Consider the following 22,173-nt stretch of genomic DNA (forward strand, 5'->3'; position numbering starts at 1 on the left):
CGATGGATCTCACTTATCGGCAGAAGATGGGCTTGACGGCAGCTTTTCTGCAAGAGATGCGCCTGCGACTTAGCGATAAAAACGTGGACGTATTACCGCCTGACGGCAAGCTGTATGACGGCATCGAGCCAAGTCGCCTGAGTCTGGTGGGCTGCCTAGGCCCAGCGCCTGACCCTAACTATACCGGGCCGCAGCCACCTAACTCGATTGGCATCGTGTTGCTGGTCTCACCGGATTCAGAAGGGGCTATCAAATGTGAGCTGGGCGGCCAATTCGACGTCGTCCATCGCTACATTCCTGACCTGCGAAGCATGGAGGAAAACCTCGTCCTGGAGGAAGGCTCACCCAAGAAAGGTCAGAGCCTGGCCGTTGCGTTCAAGCGTTACACCGTCAGTTTCACATCGATCACCCTGGAACTGGATCCGGCGAGACCCAACGAATGGGTCTCAGCTAAAGCTGACCTATCGGCCACGCTTGCCGATGAACAACAGCGATGGTTGAGCGACCCAAGAGTCATGCGCCGTTGCCGCACGAACGTCAACGGCAAGGCGCGCTTCAATTTCGACTGGAGCGAGACAGCCCTGGTTGACCAGTTGGGCCTGAACCGTACGGTTCATGAGCAAATCATCAGCGACCGAACCGCGATCCTGAACTATGGGGTCAACCTCAGAGGTCGCCTTCGCCCTACCCCTTCAGCATTTGGAACCAGTGCCGCCGGTAGTTTCTTGCTGGAAGTTTTCTTGGAGAATCAGACGACCACCGAGCATGCCCAGGCATTTGGGGTTGATTCCCCCTACCTCCTGGATGCCCGCTTAGTGCTGAAGCTCATCGCCGGTCAAAGTCACAAGGTTCCACATCGTCTGCAGCCCGAGGAGTACAGATACCGGGATGATGATGGCCTTCCCGGCTATGGGATCAGTTGTGCAGTGCTTGAAGTCGACAAGAACCAATTCATGACAGATGGGATGCCCACGTTTGCTCAGCCTCGCGTTGAAGCGCCATCGCCTGCTGACATGAAAATGGAATATGCCCCCAGCTATGAATTGCTTGCGAAAGACCCCCTGCTGCTGTGCGACAGTTTTCTAAAAGCTCAGGAGCGGTACCTGGGCGAGTGGGCGCAGCGTATCAGTGCGCTGGAGTCGGCTGGCCTGATGGCTGACCGGGATGTTGCATTGGCAGACCGTGAAGCTTTCCGTCAGGAAACAGCACGGATAAGCGATGGCGTTGACCTTCTGCGTCAACATGACGACCTACGCCAATGCTTCCAGTGGATGAACGAAGCGATGGCTGCTGCTATCAAGATCCAAGGCAAGAAGTTTACCGGTTGGCACCTGTTCCAGCTGGGATTCATTCTGACACAGGTTCGATCCGTCTACGAACGCCACGCGCCTCTGGATGACCTTAGAGGGAGCATGGAAACGGCAGACGTGCTCTGGTTCGCCACCGGCGGCGGCAAGACTGAGGCGTATTTGGGCATCATCAGCATGGCCCTGCTCTACAGTCGACTGAAAGGACGCGACCACGGGACAACGGCTTGGCTCCGTTTCCCCTTGCGTATGCTGTCGGTGCAGCAGTTCCAACGCCTCTCTTATGTATTGGCCCAGACCAACAAGATCCGTCATCGCGAACGGCTCGGTGGCTGGCCGCTCACCGTTGGCTATTACACAGGGGAAGGCACACCCAATCGCATCAGCAGCACGTATGGGGAAGACGTATACAAAGGCTTTTTGCCGTCGCTGAGTGATGAGCGCCTCAAGTCGTATCAGTTCATCTCCGACTGCCCATATTGCGGCACCGCCGGATCGATCGGCATCGTCACGGATATGGCTCGTGCCCGCATAAAGCATGTATGCAACAACACTGAGTGCTGGTCTAACTGCGAAGCCGACCCTGGCGAGCATGGGGAGGGGATCAAGGGCGAAATCGGAATCTACGTCTCAGACGAAGAATGCTATCGCTATCTCCCATCTGTGCTGGTTGGCACCGTCGACAAGCTGGCCGTGATCGGCCACAACCATCGCTTCGTCAATTTCTTTGGTGGAGCCCGCTACTTCTGCACAGAGCATGGGTTCTCTCAAAAGTCCAAATGCGAGCACCGCCGCATCGGCAAGCAAAGTGACAAATGGGAAGCGGTCGAGTGCGGCAATAATACCCGTACGAGCACCCTCAGAGTGGTGCCGCTCGGCCTCATGAAAGACCCAGGCTTCTCATTTCTGGTGCAAGACGAACTCCACTTGCTGCGGGAGTCGTTAGGTAATTTCGATGCTCATTACGAGACACTGCTGAACGCGCTGCAGATCAGCCATGGTGGTCGTGCGCCTAAAGTGCTTTCGGCAACCGCAACGATCAAGGACTTCGAAGACCACATTCATCACCTGTACCTGCGCAACGCAATTCGATTTCCAGCACCTGGCGTGAACCAGGGAGAGTCGTTCTACGCCCGCAAAGCGAAGGATGCCGAAACAGGTTCAGCGCTGATTCGCCGATGGTTTACGGGCATTCTCCCAATCGGTCGCAGCAGAATCGCCATGAAGGCGGTCGCGGAGGCAAGCTCCCGCTTTCTGGATCAGGTAGATGACTGGCGAAACAAGCTAGCCAACGCGGATGGACAACTTCTCCAAGCCATAGGCATTGGCAGTGACCAAGCGCTGGACGCCCTGCACTACATCGAAAAAAACTTGAACACTGACTTGGTGTACGCCAACAGCAAACGAAGCATCAGCGAAATCCAGCGCTACATGGAGGAACTCAATTCTCGTACTGATACCGAGCGTAAAGCCCGTTTACTGGATGGGGAGACACGCCTGGACATGATCCTCGACGCCATCCGCCATGTCGAAAGCAAAGACGCAGACGACACCTGCCGGCACATCATCGCCACAAGCGTTGTATCTCACGGTGTCGACATCGCGGAATTGAATTTCATGATTGTCGCCGGTTGGCCGAAATCGACAGCGGAATACATTCAGGCGTCTGCACGAAGTGGCCGAGTTCACCCAGGCATCGTGCTTTGCGTGCTGTCGTCACATCAGCTCTTTGAGTCCGGCGTTTTCATGAACTTCGGCGACTACCACACGTTCCTTGATCGACTCGTGGACTCGGTGCCGATCAACCGATTTGCCCCGAACATCATCGATCGCACGCTCCCCGGGATTCTGTCTGCGGTGATTCTGAACTGGGCGCCTCAACAGCCATGGGGTGCTGAAGTGAACCATCAGGTAACCCACCTGGTTGCACTCTTGCGCAGTGAGCTTGGCAAGACGGCAGCTGAGCAGATCAAGACAGTGGTGGTCAACGCTCTGCGCATTCCGGCTGCCTTGAACAGCAAATTCGATTCACGGGTCATTGCAGGTTTCAACGCCGCCCTGATCGCTCGCGTAGACAACGCTCTCTATGAACTGGCGCGCTGGCCCGGGAGTAAGAATGATCAGAAGCTGAGCGATGCTCTGGGCGATATTTTCGGGTTTGCTCCGTTTCGCTCATTCCGAGACATCGAAAACCAGATTCTGATAAAGCCGGTCGACCCTGCGGCAGACCAAGTATTCATGGCTCTGGCCAGGTGAGGGAATAGCAATGGATAAGGAGTACGTCAGCCGAAGCCGGCTCTTCAGGGAAGCCTTCCTGCCGGGTGCCTACACGCGGCTTCGAAATCAGGCTTACGGTCGTGTGATGGGGGTCATCAACAGCGGATCAGCCCTGGACGGGGTCGACAAAGAACAGTTGCGTGAGGCTGTCTTGAACTTCGTCATCGACTGGGAGCAGGCGGGTGGCTCAATCGACCCCACATTTATGACTGCTGCCGAAAAAAAACGTCTGGAGATTCAGTCCCCATCTGAAATTTCGGTCTCACCTGCTCCTCTGATCCTGACGTGCAGAAAATGCAAAGTGCTGGACTTTTACGATTCGCGAGAACCCGAAGACCGAACACTGGCGAAGATGCAGGCTCGGATCAAGGCGCGCAACGGCAGAAGCTTTATTGCATGCAAGCGCCCAGGTTGCTCAGGAGAAATGATCCAGGTTCCGTACGTGTCTGTTCATCGGTGCGGCCTGGCCAAGCCCATTCACATTCATCCTGCCGCGCGCCGCACGCCCAATATCGGCTACCGCGACGGTGGCTCGTTCTTCCACTCCTCGTTCTTTGACGTGGAGTCGGGTAACAAGCTTTCAGGGTCAACTCAAGACAAGTGCCCGGCCTGCAGTGATCAGTACCAGGATGAAATTCAAAAACGTGGTACACCGCTCACGAGCGGAGAGTCCTTTTACGCACAGAGCACCCAATACATTGCACTGAGCGAGGAGCTTGGAAAGCTGATTGCAAGTCTCTTGCAGAGCTTGCAAGGCGGCGCTGAAGGGCCTGAAGGGGTTGCCCAAGACGTATCCGAAGGGATCACGCTTGCGCTACTGAAAAGGATGTCGGGACGTGAGCTGCAGCAGAAACTGGAGCTGCTCCTGTCTGCGAATGTGGGTGATGCCGAAGAGCAGGCAGCACTGCGTGCTGAGCTAGAGAGAAAGCGGCTTAGCATCGCCAAATATGAACAGCGGGCCGCAGATGATGACTTCTTGGCTGAACTGCTCAATTCGACTCGCAAGCAGGCCGCCATCATCGAGTCGCAGCTCGCGGCGTCGTCAGGATGCTTCAGTGCCGCTCGCACATTCATCTCAGACCCCGGCAGGATCATTGACCTTGTCACCAACAGGCGCACCCTGGAGGCCGTATTCCTGCCTCATGATGTACAAGGTCGAACCATCACTCAGGAGATCGCCGAGACCAGCGACAGCGTGCAAAGGGATCTACTGGCAACACAGTGGCAGAGCGTCCAGGAGCGATACGGCATCGACTCGGTCACCCACATCCCAGACTTGCGTGTGGTCTTGGCCACGTTGGGCTACACACGCGAGAAAAGCTCGCCATCGGTAAACCCCGGTACCCCACCCGTGATGCTCAACGCATTTGCTGATCGTGTCGACGAGGCCATGAAAGGCAAGACCTCAATCTATGCAATGTCTGCAAAGACCGAAGCATTATGGGTACGGTTGGATCCTCGCAAGGTGCTACGTTGGTGCGTCGACTCTGCTTATTTGGAGTCACCTGGCGAAGAGGTCTTTGCTGACAAAGTACGCAGCCATGCCCTCCTCCTCAGCCATTACCACGTTTTGTCCATGCTCCCTGGCAAGGCGGCTAGGGAAATTCCAGCTCGGAATCCTGAAGAAGGCGCCCCTTTCAATCTGCTACACACCATCAGCCATGCGCTCATGCTGACCGCGCGCCGTCATACTGGGTACGACTCCAAAAGCATCCAGGAGTACCTGATCCCTATGGATCTGTCGGTAATCCTGTACGTGTCTTCTGTTCAGAATTACACCGCTGGTGGGCTCCTGACACTATTCCAGCACTACCTGCAGACATGGTTTGACGACGCCAGCATGTTCACCTTCAACTGCGCATTCGATCCCGTGTGCACGGATGCAGGCAACTCCTGCAGTGGGTGCGTTCAGATTGAAATCGGTTGCGAGACATTCAACCAAGGCCTCTCCCGTGCCTACATTCACGGAGGCCCAGTGAATCGCGAGGGCTCGATGCTGATTCAAAAAGGCTTCTGGGAAAGGTGAACGCAACGGTGGGATTTTTCAGAACCAACGCAGCAGATTGCCTGCACCTAGAGGCTTCAGTTGAAGGGACAGCGATTCTCTACGCCGCTGCTCGCCAGCGCTTGCCCGTCGTATGCGCCTGGGGCGTGGCCAAGCTTAAGTCCATGCGCAGCGTCGCAGCCTTTAGATGGCCATTGGCCTTCAATTTTTGGATCGTCGAGTCGATACCTTCAGCGTGGACGGAGAATCACATTGGTCATTAATCAGTGCGAAGCTCTGTTTCGCTCTAAACACCACTACATACAGGATGTAGCATGAGCAACGACGCAACGGATCACAACCAACGCTTCCTGGAAGCCCTCCAACAATTGGATCTGACAGAAGCGCTAAGCGCGGTGAAGCACATTGACACTCATGATGTGACTTGGGCTTTCGCACTACAGCTCGCTTTTGCGGGAGATAAAAGCACTTCCTTCCAGATCCACGGTAACCGTACGAAACGCGACAAATTTTATACCGCGCTGCTACAGGCTCCGGAGCTGGCAGAGCACGCAGAAGCGTTGACTTACGCCAACGAAGTGCTCGAAGAAATCGCAAAGATCGAACGATGCTTCGATCAAATTCGTGATTCCCTACCGCAATGTGCAATTTCAGAACACTCGAAGGAAATACAGTTCTGGAGCCACATTGAGCGAGCCTCTGCACAACTTAAAGACCTCCAGGCGTCTGCCACACTGGCGCTTGAGGAGACGCTCAAACACCCCATCACTTCGATCCCCGAGATGATGATCATCAAAGGGCCAGAGGGTCAAGACGTCAATGTTGACGCTGCGCTTTCGACAATCATCACCAGCCTGACGCTTACGCTCAAAATGCTTGCGCATCAACACCGCTGGTATGTGAACGAGAAAGTGATTGGCCCTGAGCGCGTCGTCGTCACGGACGAGCATACCTTCAAGGCCGGCTCAGTCGAGATGTACGCTCAATCGTGGAGCTCTCTAGAGGACATCGCACATCGAACGTTATCGTTTGGGGGCGAAATCAAAACCATGGAGGAGGCAGGAGTTCCTGAGGGCGCCTTCCCCGACAGCTTTTACACCAAGTTCACGGAACGATTAGTCTTCCACCGTGAGCCGTCGCTGGAGGAAAAGCTGGACTTCCTGGCCAACCGCAGGATGCACGCTTGGTTGTACAACAGCACCGCAACCTTGATGCTCGGCACTAATCTTCACAAAGCAGTCATGCGTGAAGGTGAGAAGATTCCACGCTTGTCGGACTACCGCTTCATCTCGATAGAGGAAGCCATCACCTTGACAGCGCTGTTGGAGTATCTGTCTTTCGACATCATCTCCGACAAGACGTTGTACCACGGCTTGACCATGCGCGAGTGGTTACGAGGATACGCCTCCCTGCACCTGATCATTGGTTTGAAAGCAGAAGAAACGCCTCTGGCTACGTACGGACTGGCTGAGCTGGAACAGCATTTCCGCGATTACGACATCCCAGAATCCCGCATTCCGACATTGATTGATCATCTCACGTTCGGTCGAAACAGCCGGGATCTCTACGACTCTCCACTGATCCGTTACCAGGGTGACAAATTTGTAGTGCTGACAGAGGCATTCAAAGCTTCGAACCTGCCTACTGTAATCCTCTCTCGCTTGTCCTCACTGGAGACGCAGTTCGACCAGAAAGGCAAGGGCTTCGAGAAGAAAGTCGTCGAATTCCTGAAGGGATGCGGTCATAACTGCAAAACCACCGATTTCAGCTACGAAGGTGCGCCTTACGAATATGACGCCCTGCTGCTGCTGGATGACACGCTATTCCTGATTGAATGCAAAAACAGGACGTTGTCAGGGAACCATGCAGTCTCGGCTCGCCGGTACGCCAACTTCGTAGGCGATACTGTAGAACAGATTAAGCGATTGGAGGCGGGGCTTAACGCTCGCCCTGACGTAGTGCAGTCCTTGTTTGGACGCAAACTGGCTGATCTGACCATTGTCCCTGTCATCCTGAACTCGCTCACCTATTCGAGCCCGGCTCTGAACGGTGTGTACAACACTGACTACTCGGCATTCAGCAAATTCTTCAAAGATAAAGCCATCACGGCCTCGGCTTATCAAGATGGGAAGCGTATAGAGAAAAAAGTCCTCCATCAGCTCTGGGAGGGTGAACGACCTACCGCTGCAGAGTTCGTAAAATACCTCTCTCAACCACCGCAGCTCACTAACCTGGCGCGACATTTTACCTACAACAAGTACACGCACCCCACCTCTGAGCACTCGGTCTTCATCTCCGGCATCTTGGATATCAACGAGGCAGCGTATCAGCAAAGCAAGGTGGCAGAGATCGACCCCGCCTAGCACGCTTGACCTGGTGGCCTAGCCACCAGTTTTCCCTTCACTGGATTGATGTGCAATCTGAGAACGGCACACGTGTGATGCCTCGCCAACGCAATCAAACAGAGGATCGCAGTCGCGCCTCTGAAACTGTGAAGCGTCCTGGTAAAGCGCAGTGCTTGAGCTGGTACAAACACCCTGCGGGCGATTCCATGTGAAGCGACATCAGAGGCAAAAAAAAAGCCCGCGAAGGAGGCGGGCCGGGAGATACGTAAATGAGCCAGGTCAGATTAAGACCTGAGATGTGAAAATAGCGTGATGTGCGCACCACCCCCAGGCTCCCACTCAGTATCCTGCCAGCGTAGGGTTGCACAGCGCTGGCAATGAATGCGAAAGCAGACCGAAAGTTTCCATCCACACTAAGTGGACTGAACACCTAGGCATTTACACGAATTGTGAAAATAACAGCAATACTGTTTGTTAACCCTGATAAAAACAGAGTTCCTGTTCCCGAAACGTGTAATTTATCCACTTTAAGTGGAACTCTACACATTGAGTGTATTTTTAACGCTTTGTAAAAAACCTTAACACACAGAACGCAGCCCTTTAGTTACGGGGCCTGCAGCGATTTTCGCATAAATTGCTTGCCCAACAGCATTTTCTCGATAGAGTATTCTCGACACGATACAGATCCATTGGCTGGCCAGAAGGCAGGCCTCGCTGCGCACTTTTGAAAATCAGTTAAGGAGCCCGCTAGTGGGAGAGTGGTCGAAGAGTATTGGGGAGCACGGGGAAGACATCGTCTTTTCGTTCTTGAAATTGATCGGGTGGAAAGCAGCGATCAGGGGGATTGATGTGGGGTGCATACGACCCGCTGCTCACCAGACATCCAGCTCCGAACGTTCTTCCCACGGCATTGACTACGTCTACACGGGCCGCTCTCCTCTGGAGGATGGCGTGCTGAAGCACCTGTGCATTTCCTCGAAGTTCTCGACCCACGCCTACCCTAGCTCGCCAACGAGCACGTTTAAGAGTCACTTCACTGACCTGGCCATGGCTGTCGAATGCTTCAAGCGCTCGCCCCAGAAAAAGCAGCTCAACGCTGGGCATACAGGGATCACCGCAGAGGTGGTCTCAGGCGTGCTGTTCTGGATCAACGACAAGGATGCAAAAGACCACGACGTGGTGGCCGAGGTCGCTAACTGCAAAGGGATCGATGCATTCAACTACGGCACGATTTACGTGGTAGACAACCGACGCGCCAGTTTCCTTTTCGAAGCTATCTCCTATGTGCGCACCACCTTCGGTGCGGCGAATGTGAAATTCCTGTACCCCTCCACCGGCAAAAATGTCGATCCTTCACAACGCGTGGCGACTGGAGACGTCCTGCCTGCCGAGTACCTCACGAGTGGGATCATTCCTTTCTTCATCGATCACGACGGGAAGAAGAAACTCGCCGTGTGCAGTGATGACGAGTTCAGCGAACATAACCTGCGCAGGCTGATCGGCTACCTAAGCTCCGTCGCTATGGATTTTCCCCAGCAAGTCTTGATCGCATTCCCGGATTACACATTCAGCCAACACAGTAGGCAGGCCGCTGTGGCCAAGGCATCAATCGCCGATAAGCGCTTTGCCGATCTGGTGGAAGTGGTTAGCTATCGCTCAGACTTCAGGAGCATCTCGTAATGCGTATGGAAAGCGAAAACGCGATCCTGCCTCAGGGTGAGAGCCTCAGGGCCTATCTTGTCCAGCCGTTCGTGTCCAAAGGCGACCTGAAGAACCTGCTGCGCTTACGCGGCGTCTTCACCTCGCAGCAGGACAAGGAACAAACCATCCCTGCCCTGACCTTGTCACTGATCAAACCCACAGAGTTTGTGGAGCTGCAGCAGCTGTATACGGCAAAGGAAGATAACCCCAAGACCACGACGCAGATCATTGAATGGGCCGGCACCGAAACGCTGATCAGCAGCATTCCTGAAGACATCAACATCAACAGAATCCTCGATCTGGATTTCGAGAACTTCAAAGTGCTCAATGCACCGAATTTCTACCCAGTGCCAGGTAGCTTGGACGCGATCCGCATGGATTTTGAGATCGAACGCCTCGACCGCTCGAAAAGCTGGGCAGACTCGCGCAAGCGGTTTACGGCGTCCATCGAAATTCAGAAAAACACCTCCAAGGACGAGCTGATCGTGATCAGCACCCACACGGCCCCCGAAACCAAGCAGACGAACCGGGCTGTCACGCAACACTTGATCAAACACTTCAAGGCTCAAGGACAGATCACAGAGAAGGCCAAGGTGCGCCAGATTCGCTTCTGCGACTTCACCAACGTCAATCGATTTGACTACCTGTTGGGGCTGACCCGGTACAGCAAGTACGCCACGGTGTCCTTCGAGGAAGTGGTCGATATTGGACTTGTGCCGGACGAAGAGCACACGCTGCCTGAAGCGCTCGAATGGATGCAGGAGCGGATTCGCGGCCTGGATCTACGAGGCACTAGCCTTGAGGACTCGGAGTTTCTGAGCAACCCCAAGTACCGCCCTTGCCTGCTCATCCACCGCCTGGATGCCAGGTTCAGGTTCAGCCTTTCCGGCATGGACGGCCACTGTGTCATCTCGCTAGGTTTCACTGATTTTAACAACGGCCAAAACCGAGACAGCGAGATCGAGTTGCGCATCAAGAAAATCGATTTTGATGAGCCTCGGCGAGGGATGGACAAGAATGAAGCAAAGCTGACGATCCTGAGAGAACTCGAATTCGAGAAGATCGATACGTTCAAGAAGCTCGCCAAGCTCGATGATGCGGCTTAGTTTTACGCATTGGAGCAGGATGCTATTGTGCTGATGCTCAGTCTCTGACCGAATATGTTTGGGCCTGTCCCGTGACAACGGACGCCAAGAGCGTCGCTTACTCGGCGAAGCTGCTTAGCAAGCAGAGCGCGCAGGCGTGAGGATGATAGCCCGCAGGGCCGAGACTAGGTAAACCTAGGATCGGTTCACGGTAAGCGTCCGGCCAACTCACCTTCCGAACTCCAGCTTTAAGGGCGATGGTGTCCGCGTATTTTTAAGCGGACGCGATCACCTTTATCGCCAGGATTTCCATGCGCCAACGAAGCTCTTATCCGAAACCGTTCAAAGCCCAGGTCGTTCAGGAATGCCTGCAACCTGGGGCTGCTGCTCGAGCAGTTCCTCGCGCGAAAAGAAAGCGAAGCAGTCGTCGACGGTCTCATCTGAGTGATTCATTACGCTTGTCACCATCAAGAGTACAAATGTTCTCAGGCCGAGCTTAGCGAGCTATACTGTACGCATCAACAGTATTTCGACGGAATGGAGCACACCCACCCGGCGCCTAGCCCAGCTAGTAGCGCAGCTTTCGAGGTGGATAGCGGTTGCAGTGTCGAGGTCACTGAGGAAAGTCATACGGAGGAGCCGTACATGTCACTGAAGTCATCATTCGCCATCGTCCTTCGGGCGCTTCGCTGTAAGCGGAACCTGTCGCAGCGTGACTTTGGTGATACGAGTCGGACTTTCCTCTCCAAATTGGAAAGCGCTCGATCAAGCCTCACGTTGGACAAGCTCGAACAGGTGAGCCAGCGTCTTGAGTTGAGCCCCTTGACGTTGCTGACTTTCACTTTGAGCCAGGAGTCCGGCAAATCCGTAGTCGAACTCATCGATGACCTCCGCTCGGAGATTGAAGGCCTAGAGTGCGATGGGGGTATACCGGGTTTGGAGCAGACCACCCATTGCACAACTGCTCGTAAGCCTCGCAAACACCAGGCGTCGCTAGCCCTCTAAACCCAGCTCTGCTTTCAAGCTTCCTGAACTACAGACAGCATTCGAGCAGCCGCTCGTTGGAAGTGACATGAGCTCAATCGAGCTCGGGCTTCGATGGTGATGAGATCGTGGGCCACGGTTCATCACCGCTCCAGGTTTCTTCCAGAATGGTTCTGAACACACCACTGAGCCCAGGGTGCTTACCCGTTGCTTGGAGCTCTTGAACGAGCGCCTGCAGATCCCTGGCCTCTTGGGCGGTCAGAATCAAGTCGCAATAGTGCAGCCCTTCTGTAGCTTTTGTGAGTTGAGCCTTATGGTCGTCGTGCATGAAAAACCTCTAATGTGCTCAGGCGTCGGCCCGTTTGCCTGCAACGCTGAAGAGCGCGCAACCCGATCTACGACTAAGCAAGCAGCTAGGCGCGGCTCGGCGCGGGCAGCCTACCTCTGTTTCGGCATAGCCTCTGTAGAGCATTCCACACGATCCCATCTCAAAAAAAATTGGGACGGCTCTGAACTTGAGTACAAAAGCAAAGCTAGCCGGCCTGAAGGCCGGAGGAAGCGACTACTTTAGCGAAGCTCCCAAGCCATAGTCAGTCATCAAGACCCGAGGACAGGATAACTGGTCAAAAAGTAGACAGGAATTCTAGATGGCAACTGAAGGCCAGCGATGGAAGCGGTAGGAGAGGTGCCGGATACGGTGAGGGAGCCCTAGCACCCTGCATTTTGTTGATTACAAAATATATACTCCGTCTCGCAAAAAAAATTTCAAGGGGGTGTTTTGAAATTATTTTTCGTGAGCCCCTTTTCTAATCCCCTGTAATCCACGCAAAAATGCCTGCTCTGATGGGCGAACCAGCTCTAGCCGCACACGATCAGGCATCGCTGATATCCCGCTTTGGCGGGCTCAAAAGGCTCTGAACTGATGGCGGTTTCGAAACCAGCATCGAGTCAGTACGTCCATCCGCTTGAAGAGCATGGAGCCATTGATCGTCTGGAGCCTCTTCTCTCCGCCCTACCGAAAGCAGACTCGCGATCCTGCATAGCCAGCGGGGCTACGCATTTGGTGCCGTTACTGATGGGCTCAGCAGATAAGACCTCGTTCTCAAGCCATAAAAAAACCTCCGAAAGCGGAGGTTTCTTCAGTCCTTACGACTTACTTAGAGAGCCAGGTTTCTACTTCATCAGAACCGTATTCATATTTCCAGGATTTCAACTTCGAGTGGTTGCCGCCTTTGGTCTCAATAACTTCGCCCGTGTGGGGGTTCTTATATTGCTTGACCTGGCGAGCGCGACGCGGAGCTTTTTCAACCACTGCAGGCGCAGCACGGCGACCAGATTGCGGATCCAGGAGGTTGATGATGTCACGGAGGCTGAAACCGTACTTGGCCAGCAACTCGCGCAGCTTGGTCTCAAACTCGATTTCTTTCTGAAGCTCGCTGCTGCCCTTCATAGTTTCCAGTTCAGCCAACTGGGCTGCCAATTTTTGCTCAAGCTGACGAAATTCGGCCAATCGCGACATGTGCATCACTCCGTAATGTGTAGTTGCTCTTAAGAGAATCCTAACGCAGGTTAAGTTCAAACCCAAATGAAAATCAGGGCCACCAGTCATCGGCTTTCTTACTGCTGCTCCAGTAGCCGTATTCTGAGCTCGGCAAGTCCACGGATAGGTCAATAACTTTTCGGATATCTACTTTTAATGGATCAAGCAGCTCTACTTGTTGTGTAGCCCAGCTAACCCACATTGCCATTGCCATTTGAGTTGCTTCGTCCCGAGGCGAGGCTTCAATTGTCGCCTGGATGAATGCTCGCAGCCGCTGAGCGCGCTCCCAGCTTTCTAGATTTTTCGTCAAATTCTGACGCAGCTTGTCCAACCGACGCTGCTGGTCAATTCTCTCTGTGCGCACTCGCTCCTCCTCTGCCCGCCGACGGCGACTAGCTTCATCGGATGATCGTTGGGCTTTCACGGAAGCGGCAATACGAACAAAGCCCGTAAGGATCTGACCAAGCTTCGATTCGAGCTTCCCTGTTTTGCTGTCCGTCCAAGTTTTTTGAATCAGTACTTCGGATCGCGCATCGACGATGAGGGAGTATACGCCAGTGGGCTCCCACCCAAAGCGAGCGGCCCTCATCGCGGCAAAGTCAGGCTCCCATCGCTGCCCAGGCTTGATAGGTTTGGAAGCAGGCGGTGGAATATCGAAGCGTTTTATGCGCTCCTGGATCGTGATCAGTAGCTCTTCCCCGTCGACTCGCACAAAACTACCTTTACTACCTACACCCCAGGTGTAGCCCAGCGACTCACTGGCTTTGATCAAGGTGTCATAGAGAAGCGCGCAGCGATCCATCTCATTTCGGGAGATGTGCGAGTTCAATACCTTTGTTTTGTCGAATACCAGTGCATTATTGAGCTCTTTGGCCTTCCTCGCTGCACTTAGCCATTTTTTTACCAACGGATGAGGGTCAGATAACTCCGTGGGCACGATCAAGATTTTAGGGTCTTTGATAACATTTTCAGGCCTCAGCCTGGCAGCCTTCTCGACATTCAGAACGTGAAAAGTGACAAGCGTGGTAGAGGCTGGAGGCTTTGGACGACGCGGGCGTTTCGGGGCTGGCTTGGCCCAGTGCCCCCGGGTAGGCAACGTGATCCCCGCTTTGCGGCAGGCCTTCGACAAGCCCACATCCGAGACACCTATTTCCTTTGCGATGATGAGAACAGGTCGCTCCCACACCATTTCAAATAGCTGTTGAGGTGTGAATGTCTTTTCAACGTACATTACTCACCCTTTGTGGCATTCAAAGCGTTGTACCAATCAGCGTATGGCGAAAGGTCTACTCGACATCGATTGTAGTCAGGGCTGCCGTCGTCCCACCAAACGGGCCCCCGCTCGCCCAGACCCACTTTGGCAGCATTCACTCGCGCACGCGCAGATTTCAGCATGCTCGAATCGTCAGCGCGCTTGGCCTTTTTGACATCTCGTCGAGCATCCATCAGGGCATACACAAGGCGTTGCCGCTCGCATTCACTCAATGAAGGATTCGTGCAGCGCCAGAGACGACCTTTGACAACGAAATAGCGTCCGTCTGGTGTCGTTGGATTCATAGCGCAGATCTCGTGAGCGATACATCAAGGACACCAGAGATGACTCAAAGGCTGCATGCCAGAAGAAGACGGATCGCCACATTGCCTGAACTGTCGTTCGTGGAGGCAGCGCAACCAGCCAGCTGGATGCACGAGGGGAGCAAGACAGCTATCAATAGCGCTATGGAGCACATTTGTACTCCAACCACCACCCTACCCCGCGTGTTTTCCGGAGCACCTTTGACACAGGTTATTATCGATAGCTGTTCACTCAGAGACACAGGCAGCGTATGACTGAACAAAACCGGCACGACGTACCATCAGCCGCTTTGACGGCGCGGGACGTCTGCCAAGTGTTGCGAGAGGCGGTGTTCGGGCGCCGAAAAATGACCAAGATTGGCAGCCAGTCCTGGGAGCAGGCGTACGCCTGCCATTTCGAAGTGGATATAGAGGGATGGCGGATCACGATCTACAACGACTGTGATGAGCTGGACTATTGCGAGCGGTGCGTTAGCCCGGATGGGCAGCGCTGGGATTTCGATCCTGGTGACCGGACAGATCCGGTTGCCCTGTTATCGACATGGGAGCATCAGAGCCTGGAGCGCATGTTGAAAGCCTTGTAGAGCGTTTATGGCGTGCCCTACCGGGCCCGGCTGTCGTGAACCGAGCCATCGCCTTGCGACGTCTCGGCCCTTCGGGCTTCCATCCGTCACGCTGGTGCGCTCCGCCCACGACTTCTCACTTTACTTCTCCTTCCAAATGACTCCATGCCGCTAGAACGACTTGGCCTTCCAAGCGGCCCCCCTTGACCAAGTGTGGCGTTAAGTGGCCATTACTAGTGACTAGTCTCGGATGGGCCGCCAAGTGCGCGCAGCTGATAATCAGTAACGGCCTGAAACCTATGCTCTGCCAACAGCCGCAGGCGCTCGAGCTCCGCCCCGCTGACACCGTCGGCTTGCGCCTGGTGATAACGTTTCATAGCCTCCACGGCATCGGTGTACATCGGATGATCAGGAAGCAGGACGCTATTGGGATCCTTCATCATCGTGGTATTTCCTAGGGCCTATACGATTACATGAATCATAGCCTCGAATACGTCAGCTTCTGCGGTACCAGCTTCGCACTCCATGGAGGCTGAGGAGCGCACTGCAATCCGCATGGCTGCGAATCAGCGGCCTTCCGATGCCACATCTCAACTCAATGTACCGACTGACCTAACGTACCGACTGCGTGCAGGTGATAGCCGGCCACGGTCAGGTGATAGGCCTCAACGTAAAGGCGCTCGGACTTTGTGCCGGGTCGGCCTAGGGCGATCGCTTCACTGTAGACACGGATCGCCCCGAGCGCTTGCTTCACTTAGCCATTCCGGCAGAGCGTTTCCGTAAAAGTCACGATGTGGCTGGGTGGAAGCTGGGTGCAAGACACGCATCAATGAGTTGAGCAGTCTCGATCAGTCGCTGGCTCAAAGCTGGGAGAAGCGTCACTGCGACGATAGATCTTCGTTGAGCGAGTTCAAGGACGATATGAAGAACGGCATCGGAGTGCCGCATGATTTCTATCAAATGTAGCCCACTAGGCCCGTTGGCTCCAGAGATCCAATTTTTGGTCGTTCTTTCACTCGCGTTAGTCCAATTTCGCAGGGTCTTAATAGCTCTGTGTGAAGTGCCAAGCTCGTTCAGCAGCGCTGACGCCAACGCATGGGCGTACACGTCAGAGCTTATTGGAAAAGAATTGCCCATTTTCGCGATCATTTTTCCACCTCCCAAATTTATTATTTGATATGCGCCGATAGGCATACAGCAGTCTTGCCTAGGGTAATAGGTATGCCACAAACCAACTGATAGGCCTGCCAAATGCGACCGAGCACATCATTTAGCGCAGAAACCACTAACAGGGCGGCAGCTTATGTCAGGATGTCGACTGAGCATCAGCAGTACTCCACAGAAAATCAGCTGGACGCTATCAACATTTACGCGCAGACCCACAATCTCAATGTTGTAAAAATCTATACGGATGCAGGGAAAAGTGGACTCAGTCTAGATGGGCGCGAGGCTCTTCAACGTCTGCTTGCGGATGTAGAATATAGAAACTGCGACTTCGCCACCGTGCTCGTCTATGACGTCAGTCGGTGGGGGCGCTTTCAAGACCCAGACGTCAGCGCAAGTTATGAAGTACGCTGCCGGCAAGCAGGCGTTAGAGTAGAATATTGTGCTGAACAATTTGTAAATGACGGCTCCCCCGTGTCCAGCATCATAAAAAGCATGAAAAGAATGATGGCTGGCGAATACAGCCGCGAACTTTCTGTGAAGGTATTTGCCGGCCAGTCACGTTTGATTCAGCTAGGGTATAGGCAGGGCGGCACTGCAGGTTACGGCCTACGACGCCACCTCATAGACCAAGCTGGCAGACCTAAGGCAACGCTTTCCTGCAAAGAATACAAAAGTCTTCAAACCGACAGGGTAGTTCTAGCGCCTGGGCCAGACGCTGAGCGAGAAGTAGTGCTAGAGATATATAACTCATTTATTAAAAAGGCTCTGACAGAAAAAGAAATTGCCGATTCACTAAACAGGCGCGGGCTACTTACTGACCTAAACAGGCCATGGACGCGCGGTGTTGTACATCAAATTCTTGTGAATGAAAAATATATCGGCAACAACGTTTGGAACCATACATCAGCAAAACTAAAGATGCCTCGCATCGCCAACCCCGCGACTGAATGGATAAGAGCCGACGCAGCATTTCCAGCAATTGTTGACCGCTCGCTATTTATTGCTGCCCAGGCAATAATTCAGGCTCGTACTCGCTTATGGTCAAACGAAGAAATGCTGACGAGTCTAAAAGACTTATTTCAAGAGCGAGGGTGTCTCTCAGGCCTTATCATTGACGAACAGGAGGACATACCATCAAGCAGCTGTTACCGAAAGCGGTTTGGCAGTCTGATTGACAGCTATCGTCTCATCGGATATGAGCCGGCTAGGGACTATAGTTTCATTGAAGCCAATCGTCATCTACGAGAACGTTATCCTGAGATACTCACTGATACGCAGCAGAAAATTGAGGCTGTAGGAGGACGAATATCCATAGATCCGAGCACTCAACTAGTACTTGTTAATGATGAGTTTACAATTTCCATTGTACTCTGCCGTTGCCAGCAAATAGGAGCGGATCGTCGACGCTGGCAAGTAAGATTCGACTTCAGCCTTTTCCCCGACATCACTGTCGCCGTACGCATGCTCCCAGGGGAAGAAGAAGTTCTTGATTACTATCTGTTTCCTATGATTGATCTGGTAGCGCCTAATTTGCGGCTCGGCGACGCAAACCCCCGAGAACTGGAATTGTATCGCTTCGAAAGTTTGGAAATCTTGTCCACGCTGAGCAAGCGATTCCACCTGACGAGCGCCGCGTAATGAACGCGCCTCAGGAAGCTCCGCTGACACTACATGTCGCCCGAGCTTCGTCTATTGAACAAATCCCCTTAGAGCTCATCAAGGTTATTAACCCAAGGCAGCGCAATAAGAAAGTTTTCGCCAGATTAGTTGAAAACATAGCAAATCTAGGATTAAAAAGACCTATAACTGTAGCCCGCACTAACGCAGGCTTCGACCTAGTGTGTGGTCAAGGTAGATTTGAAGCCTTTAAGGTGTTAGGAGAGAGAAAAATCCCTTGCGTGGTGATAACCGCTAGTGAAGTGGACAGATATCTGATCAGTCTAGTAGAAAATCTCGCGCGGCGAAAGCACTCGAACCGCGACCTGCTAGAAGCAATAAATTCGTTACATGATCGCGGATACACCACCAAACAAATATCACAGAAGACGTGCCTAGACTATAACTATGTTGGCGGAATACTAATTTTACTAAGACAAGGTGAAGAGCGATTAATCAGCGCTGTAGAAAAAGGCTGGCTACCAATTAAAATTGCTATAACAGTCGCACGCTCAGATGATACTGTAACTCAAGCAGCCATGCTCGAGGCATATGAAAATGGGTTGCTGAAGGGCGAGCAATTAATGAAAGTCCGCCGCTTAATCGACAATCGTCGCGCTGGCGGGAAATGCTTCAAACATCAGAAAATACCTGTAAAGATCACTACCTCCCGCCAGCTTCTTAATGCGTATCAATCTGAGGTACGCAGACAAAGATTGATGGTAAAGAAAGCGGACATCGGCGAACAACGCCTATTATTTATCGTCACAGCATTAAGAAAACTTCTCTCTGATGAGTATTTTTGCTCCCTATTGAAGAGTGAAGGCATTGAGGACATGCCACAGGTTTTAGCGGATCGCGTCAAGGGAGAAATATGAACGAAGTTAAAAGCGCGTTTGATAGCAGGTTATTAACTTTGGAAACATCTCAATTGCTGCCATCACGAATTATCCCAGCATCAACTCTCTGCTCGCCTAAGTATTTAACGATACTAGCATCCGTACGAGAGCTTGGAATCATTGAGCCAATAGCTATACATCATGAGCCGATTGACTTGAATGAGCGACCATCGAGATATTTAGTACTTGACGGACACCTGCGACTAGCAGCGTTAAAACAGCTAAGCGCTCGACATGCACTTTGTATGCTTTCGACCGATGACGAGGGATTCACGTATAACAGACAAATAAGTCGACTAACTCCCATTCAAGAAAGCAAGATGATAACTCAGGCTATCGAGAGAGGAGTTTCTGCCGAGCGAATCGCTGAAGTCCTCAATATTAGCCTTGACCGGATCCAGCTGAGGCAAAACCTACTAAAAGGAATAGCGAAAGAGGCCATCGAACTATTAAAAACAAGAATGGTTAGTCAGCCGGTCTTCCATGCACTTAGAAAAATGAAGCCAATGCGGCAGATCGAAGCTGCAGAAATGATGATTTCTGCAAACTGCTATACCGGACGTTACGCGCAGATGGTATTGACCGCAACAAGACCTGAGGACTTATTGGAGACTAAGACCTCAGTCGAAGGTGTATCGCCTGAAAATATCGTGAAAATGGAAAGAGAAATGGAGAGACTTTACCATGATTACCGGCTTGTTGAGGATACTTTGGGAGAAACCATGTTGGTTCTGGTTGTAGCAAAAGGCTATTTGACTAGAATTTTACGCAACGACTCAATTTCGGCGTATTTGCAACGTTTCGAGCCTGACTTAGCTCGAGAACTAATGGGAATTATGGATGCAGTCACAGCAGATGCGAGAAATCTAGAGCGGGAGTAAGGGCCCTACAGTTCAGCTTCTTGACCTTTGAAGGATTGAAGACAGCCGAGAAAGCCGTACTGCTACGATTCAGTGGCCTATGGCCCCATGTCTCTCTAATGTACCGACTCACCTAGCGTACCGGCTTTGTACAGTTGATAATCGACCACGGTCTGGTACAGGTGATCCGCTGCAACGCGAAGGCGCTCGATCTCGGCTTCGGGTCTGCCCTGGGCCATTGCCTGGTTGTAGGCTCTGATGGCCTCCAGCGCTTGCTTCAGAAGAGGCTCACCTGCTTCCGCAATTCCCAGTAGTGTTCGCTTCATTTGGTTGCCTCTGCGTCGTTAATCATTCAATGTCGCGCTCTATAGTATGACTCTTAGCCCCTTCGGGGATATGCGATGTGACGCAGCCGCATGTACCCTATTTCTGACCGCTTCGCGCTCAAAGATTGGAACAGCGTTATTTACAGTAAACAGTCCAGAGCTCATCAACTCGAGTGGTAAAGCTCTGACTCATCATCTCCCGGCGCATACCCCAGCTTGGATCGACCGGCACGCTTGCCAGCCGCATCGTCCCCCTACCCCACCTAGCATTCACCGCATCGAGCACGCCCATCAACTTCTCGCTCGCCACAGGCTGAGCAGCCGCGAACAGGTCACCGGTAATCTCGTTTGGCTGGCTGAGGTCGAGGAGCAGCACCTCCGCCTTGCTGTAACGGAAACCTTCACGGAAAACCCGCTCCACGCCCTCCTGCGCAGCTTTTGTCAGCAAACGCGTATCGTCCGTTGGATATGGCAGCTCGACCAGGATGCCGTTGGCGTATTTGGCCTCATCCGGATTAAACATGCCCGTGCGGATGCTCACTCGAAGCCGTTTGCAGAGCGACTGCTGGGCCCGCAGCTTCTCGGCAGCTCTGGACGTGTAAGTTGCAACCGCCTCTTTGATTGGAGCCAGCTCGGTCAGTCGGGTACCGAACATACGACTGCAGCAGATCTCCTTTTTGGGTGGGTCAGGCTCGTCCAGCTCAAGGCAACTGGTGCCGCCAAGCTCACGCACAGTCTTCTCCAGAACCACGCTGAACTGTTTGCGAAGTGACCAGGCATCAGCGTGGGCAAGCTCCCATGCGGTTCGAATAGCCATTGCCGCCAAGTGAGCGGACAGACGACGGCCAATGCCCCAGACATCACTCGCGTCACATTTCTTGAGCACCCAGTTTCGCTTTACTTCATCGCGCAGGTCGACGACACCACCGGTATGGCTCTGCCATTTCTTTGCGGCATAATTTGCCAGCTTGGCCAGGGTCTTGGTTGAGGCAATACCAACGCCGACCGGGATACCTGTCCGCCGATAAACCTCGGAACGGATCTGTCGGCCCAGGCGCTCAAGGTCGCCGGGCATACCCGTGAGCTCAGCGAAGGCTTCGTCGATGCTATACACCTCTACGGCGGGCACCATGGACTCGATGACCGTCATCACCCGCTCGCTCATATCACCGTAGAGCTCGTAGTTCGACGAGCACGCAACGATGCCATGCTTGCGAAGTTTGTCTTTAATCTGGAAATACGGTTCACCCATCTTCACGTACGGCTTCGAGCATGAGGATCTTGCTATCACGCAGCCATCATTGTTGCTGAGCACGACGACAGGCTTGGTGCGGAGGTCGAGACGAAATACACGCTCACAGCTCGCGTAGAAGCTGTTGCAGTCAATGAGGGCGAAGACCCGCTCAGGCTTTGTCATGGCTTCGCACGCTGTAGGTCACCACACCCCAAACCTGCAACTCCTCTCCTTCGAGCAGGTACCGCGATGGATAACGTAAATTTTCGGATTTGAGCACCACCTGACTGCCATCTCGGGCCAGGCGTTTACACAGGGGTTCGCAGTTCACAGCCGCAATGACAATGTGGCCAGGTTCAGCCTCGATGGAGCGATCCACGATCACGAGGTCGCCAGGGAAGATGCCGGCGCCGATCATGCTGTCACCCTCCACCCGTACTAGGTAGATATGCGGGGCTCGCACGTCGAGCAGCTCATCAAGCGAGATCCGCTTTTCCAGATGGTCGGCTGCAGGTGATGGAAAGCCCGCTGGGACATGGAAGGAAAAAAGCGGAAGCTTTGCTCCGCTTGGTTCTAGAGGGCCGAGAATGGTGATCATGACGAAATGCCTATACTGTATATTTGTACAGTTAAGCGTTTTGTCTGCATT

Annotated in this window: 18 protein-coding genes; 10 read left to right on the forward strand and 8 right to left on the reverse strand. The window is 53.3% G+C overall.

Annotated features, from left to right (window positions below; genetic code table 11):
• Positions 1-2: 2 nt before the first annotated feature.
• The 6 genes from FPB55_RS12915 (at position 3) to FPB55_RS12940 (ending at position 11,725) form a co-directional block, all read left to right on the forward strand.
• The gene (locus FPB55_RS12915) at positions 3-3,563 is read left to right on the forward strand and encodes a DEAD/DEAH box helicase family protein (RefSeq protein ID WP_238706636.1); all 3,561 of its coding nucleotides are present in this window, start codon (positions 3-5) and stop codon (positions 3,561-3,563) included.
• A 10-nt stretch (positions 3,564-3,573) separates the two neighbouring features.
• A complete protein-coding gene (locus tag FPB55_RS12920) occupies positions 3,574-5,610 on the forward strand; it encodes a hypothetical protein (RefSeq protein WP_144188307.1) in 2,037 nt (678 codons plus the stop codon).
• Positions 5,611-5,903: 293 nt separating this feature from the next.
• A complete protein-coding gene (locus tag FPB55_RS12925; RefSeq protein WP_144188309.1) occupies positions 5,904-7,952 on the forward strand; it encodes a hypothetical protein in 2,049 nt (682 codons plus the stop codon).
• Positions 7,953-8,885: 933 nt separating this feature from the next.
• Complete coding sequence (locus tag FPB55_RS12930; protein WP_144188310.1) at positions 8,886-9,614, forward strand: hypothetical protein; 729 nt, start codon at positions 8,886-8,888, stop codon at positions 9,612-9,614.
• On the forward strand, positions 9,614-10,741 hold the full coding sequence (locus tag FPB55_RS12935; protein ID WP_144188312.1) for a hypothetical protein: 1,128 nt from the start codon (positions 9,614-9,616) through the stop codon (positions 10,739-10,741). The genes FPB55_RS12930 and FPB55_RS12935 overlap by 1 nt, the downstream gene beginning before the upstream one ends.
• 624 nt (positions 10,742-11,365) lie before the next feature.
• Positions 11,366-11,725, forward strand: coding sequence for a helix-turn-helix transcriptional regulator (locus tag FPB55_RS12940; RefSeq protein ID WP_144188314.1), 360 nt, complete (start codon positions 11,366-11,368; stop codon positions 11,723-11,725).
• A 73-nt stretch (positions 11,726-11,798) separates the two neighbouring features.
• Here the strand turns inward: FPB55_RS12940 and FPB55_RS12945 are convergent, their stop codons facing one another.
• From FPB55_RS12945 to FPB55_RS26675, 4 genes are all read right to left on the reverse strand, one after another.
• The gene (locus FPB55_RS12945) at positions 11,799-12,032 is read right to left on the reverse strand and encodes a hypothetical protein (protein ID WP_144188315.1); all 234 of its coding nucleotides are present in this window, start codon (positions 12,030-12,032) and stop codon (positions 11,799-11,801) included.
• An 825-nt stretch (positions 12,033-12,857) separates the two neighbouring features.
• Positions 12,858-13,223 carry a histone-like nucleoid-structuring protein, MvaT/MvaU family gene (locus tag FPB55_RS12950; protein WP_144188317.1) on the reverse strand — a complete coding sequence of 122 codons (366 nt, stop codon included), beginning with the start codon at positions 13,221-13,223 and terminating at the stop codon, positions 12,858-12,860.
• 73 nt (positions 13,224-13,296) lie between these two features.
• On the reverse strand, positions 13,297-14,475 hold the full coding sequence (locus FPB55_RS12955; protein WP_144188319.1) for a hypothetical protein: 1,179 nt from the start codon (positions 14,473-14,475) through the stop codon (positions 13,297-13,299).
• Positions 14,475-14,801, reverse strand: coding sequence for a hypothetical protein (locus tag FPB55_RS26675; RefSeq protein ID WP_144188321.1), 327 nt, complete (start codon positions 14,799-14,801; stop codon positions 14,475-14,477). The genes FPB55_RS12955 and FPB55_RS26675 overlap by 1 nt, the downstream gene beginning before the upstream one ends.
• Positions 14,802-15,070: 269 nt before the next feature.
• On the opposite strand from FPB55_RS26675, the gene FPB55_RS12965 reads away from it, so the two are divergent.
• The gene (locus FPB55_RS12965) at positions 15,071-15,403 is read left to right on the forward strand and encodes a hypothetical protein (RefSeq protein ID WP_178097505.1); all 333 of its coding nucleotides are present in this window, start codon (positions 15,071-15,073) and stop codon (positions 15,401-15,403) included.
• A gap of 212 nt (positions 15,404-15,615) precedes the next feature.
• Here FPB55_RS12965 and FPB55_RS12970 read toward each other — a convergent pair whose 3' ends face one another.
• Positions 15,616-15,825, reverse strand: coding sequence for a hypothetical protein (locus FPB55_RS12970; RefSeq protein WP_135192852.1), 210 nt, complete (start codon positions 15,823-15,825; stop codon positions 15,616-15,618).
• Positions 15,826-16,633: 808 nt separating this feature from the next.
• Here FPB55_RS12970 and FPB55_RS12980 point away from each other — a divergent pair.
• From FPB55_RS12980 to FPB55_RS12990, 3 genes are read left to right on the forward strand one after another with little or no spacing between them, the layout of a single operon-like run.
• The gene (locus tag FPB55_RS12980) at positions 16,634-18,187 is read left to right on the forward strand and encodes a recombinase family protein (protein ID WP_144188324.1); all 1,554 of its coding nucleotides are present in this window, start codon (positions 16,634-16,636) and stop codon (positions 18,185-18,187) included.
• The gene (locus tag FPB55_RS12985) at positions 18,187-19,083 is read left to right on the forward strand and encodes a plasmid partitioning protein RepB C-terminal domain-containing protein (protein WP_144188326.1); all 897 of its coding nucleotides are present in this window, start codon (positions 18,187-18,189) and stop codon (positions 19,081-19,083) included. The genes FPB55_RS12980 and FPB55_RS12985 overlap by 1 nt, the downstream gene beginning before the upstream one ends.
• A complete protein-coding gene (locus FPB55_RS12990; RefSeq protein WP_144188328.1) occupies positions 19,080-19,985 on the forward strand; it encodes a plasmid partitioning protein RepB C-terminal domain-containing protein in 906 nt (301 codons plus the stop codon). Before FPB55_RS12985 ends, FPB55_RS12990 begins: the two co-directional genes overlap by 4 nt.
• 95 nt (positions 19,986-20,080) lie before the next feature.
• Here the strand turns inward: FPB55_RS12990 and FPB55_RS12995 are convergent, their stop codons facing one another.
• The 3 genes from FPB55_RS12995 to umuD form a co-directional block, all read right to left on the reverse strand.
• On the reverse strand, positions 20,081-20,290 hold the full coding sequence (locus FPB55_RS12995) for a hypothetical protein (protein WP_144188330.1): 210 nt from the start codon (positions 20,288-20,290) through the stop codon (positions 20,081-20,083).
• Positions 20,291-20,426: 136 nt separating this feature from the next.
• Entirely contained in the window at positions 20,427-21,707 is a 1,281-nt protein-coding gene (gene umuC, locus FPB55_RS13000) for a translesion error-prone DNA polymerase V subunit UmuC (RefSeq protein WP_144188332.1), read from the reverse strand.
• The gene (umuD, locus tag FPB55_RS13005) at positions 21,694-22,122 is read right to left on the reverse strand and encodes a translesion error-prone DNA polymerase V autoproteolytic subunit (protein ID WP_144188334.1); all 429 of its coding nucleotides are present in this window, start codon (positions 22,120-22,122) and stop codon (positions 21,694-21,696) included. Before umuD ends, umuC begins: the two co-directional genes overlap by 14 nt.
• Positions 22,123-22,173 lie beyond the last annotated feature (51 nt).

It is taken from the genome of Pseudomonas sp. BJP69, assembly GCF_007633355.1.
In the GTDB taxonomy this organism is placed as follows: domain Bacteria; phylum Pseudomonadota; class Gammaproteobacteria; order Pseudomonadales; family Pseudomonadaceae; genus Aquipseudomonas; species Aquipseudomonas juntendi.

What these genes read in the sequence shown, in the direction of transcription:
- FPB55_RS12915 (WP_238706636.1), top strand. Translation starts at nt 3, where the DNA reads ATGGATCTCACTTATCGGCAGAAGATGGGCTTGACGGCAGCTTTTCTG.
- FPB55_RS12920 (WP_144188307.1), top strand. Translation starts at nt 3,574, where the DNA reads ATGGATAAGGAGTACGTCAGCCGAAGCCGGCTCTTCAGGGAAGCCTTC.
- FPB55_RS12925 (WP_144188309.1), top strand. Translation starts at nt 5,904, where the DNA reads ATGAGCAACGACGCAACGGATCACAACCAACGCTTCCTGGAAGCCCTC.
- FPB55_RS12935 (WP_144188312.1), top strand. Translation starts at nt 9,614, where the DNA reads ATGCGTATGGAAAGCGAAAACGCGATCCTGCCTCAGGGTGAGAGCCTC.
- FPB55_RS12940 (WP_144188314.1), top strand. Translation starts at nt 11,366, where the DNA reads ATGTCACTGAAGTCATCATTCGCCATCGTCCTTCGGGCGCTTCGCTGT.
- FPB55_RS12945 (WP_144188315.1), bottom strand. Translation starts at nt 12,032, where the DNA reads ATGCACGACGACCATAAGGCTCAACTCACAAAAGCTACAGAAGGGCTG.
- FPB55_RS12950 (WP_144188317.1), bottom strand. Translation starts at nt 13,223, where the DNA reads ATGTCGCGATTGGCCGAATTTCGTCAGCTTGAGCAAAAATTGGCAGCC.
- FPB55_RS12955 (WP_144188319.1), bottom strand. Translation starts at nt 14,475, where the DNA reads ATGTACGTTGAAAAGACATTCACACCTCAACAGCTATTTGAAATGGTG.
- FPB55_RS26675 (WP_144188321.1), bottom strand. Translation starts at nt 14,801, where the DNA reads ATGAATCCAACGACACCAGACGGACGCTATTTCGTTGTCAAAGGTCGT.
- FPB55_RS12965 (WP_178097505.1), top strand. Translation starts at nt 15,071, where the DNA reads ATGACTGAACAAAACCGGCACGACGTACCATCAGCCGCTTTGACGGCG.
- FPB55_RS12970 (WP_135192852.1), bottom strand. Translation starts at nt 15,825, where the DNA reads ATGATGAAGGATCCCAATAGCGTCCTGCTTCCTGATCATCCGATGTAC.
- FPB55_RS12980 (WP_144188324.1), top strand. Translation starts at nt 16,634, where the DNA reads ATGCGACCGAGCACATCATTTAGCGCAGAAACCACTAACAGGGCGGCA.
- FPB55_RS12985 (WP_144188326.1), top strand. Translation starts at nt 18,187, where the DNA reads ATGAACGCGCCTCAGGAAGCTCCGCTGACACTACATGTCGCCCGAGCT.
- FPB55_RS12990 (WP_144188328.1), top strand. Translation starts at nt 19,080, where the DNA reads ATGAACGAAGTTAAAAGCGCGTTTGATAGCAGGTTATTAACTTTGGAA.
- FPB55_RS12995 (WP_144188330.1), bottom strand. Translation starts at nt 20,290, where the DNA reads ATGAAGCGAACACTACTGGGAATTGCGGAAGCAGGTGAGCCTCTTCTG.
- umuC (WP_144188332.1), bottom strand. Translation starts at nt 21,707, where the DNA reads ATGACAAAGCCTGAGCGGGTCTTCGCCCTCATTGACTGCAACAGCTTC.
- umuD (WP_144188334.1), bottom strand. Translation starts at nt 22,122, where the DNA reads ATGATCACCATTCTCGGCCCTCTAGAACCAAGCGGAGCAAAGCTTCCG.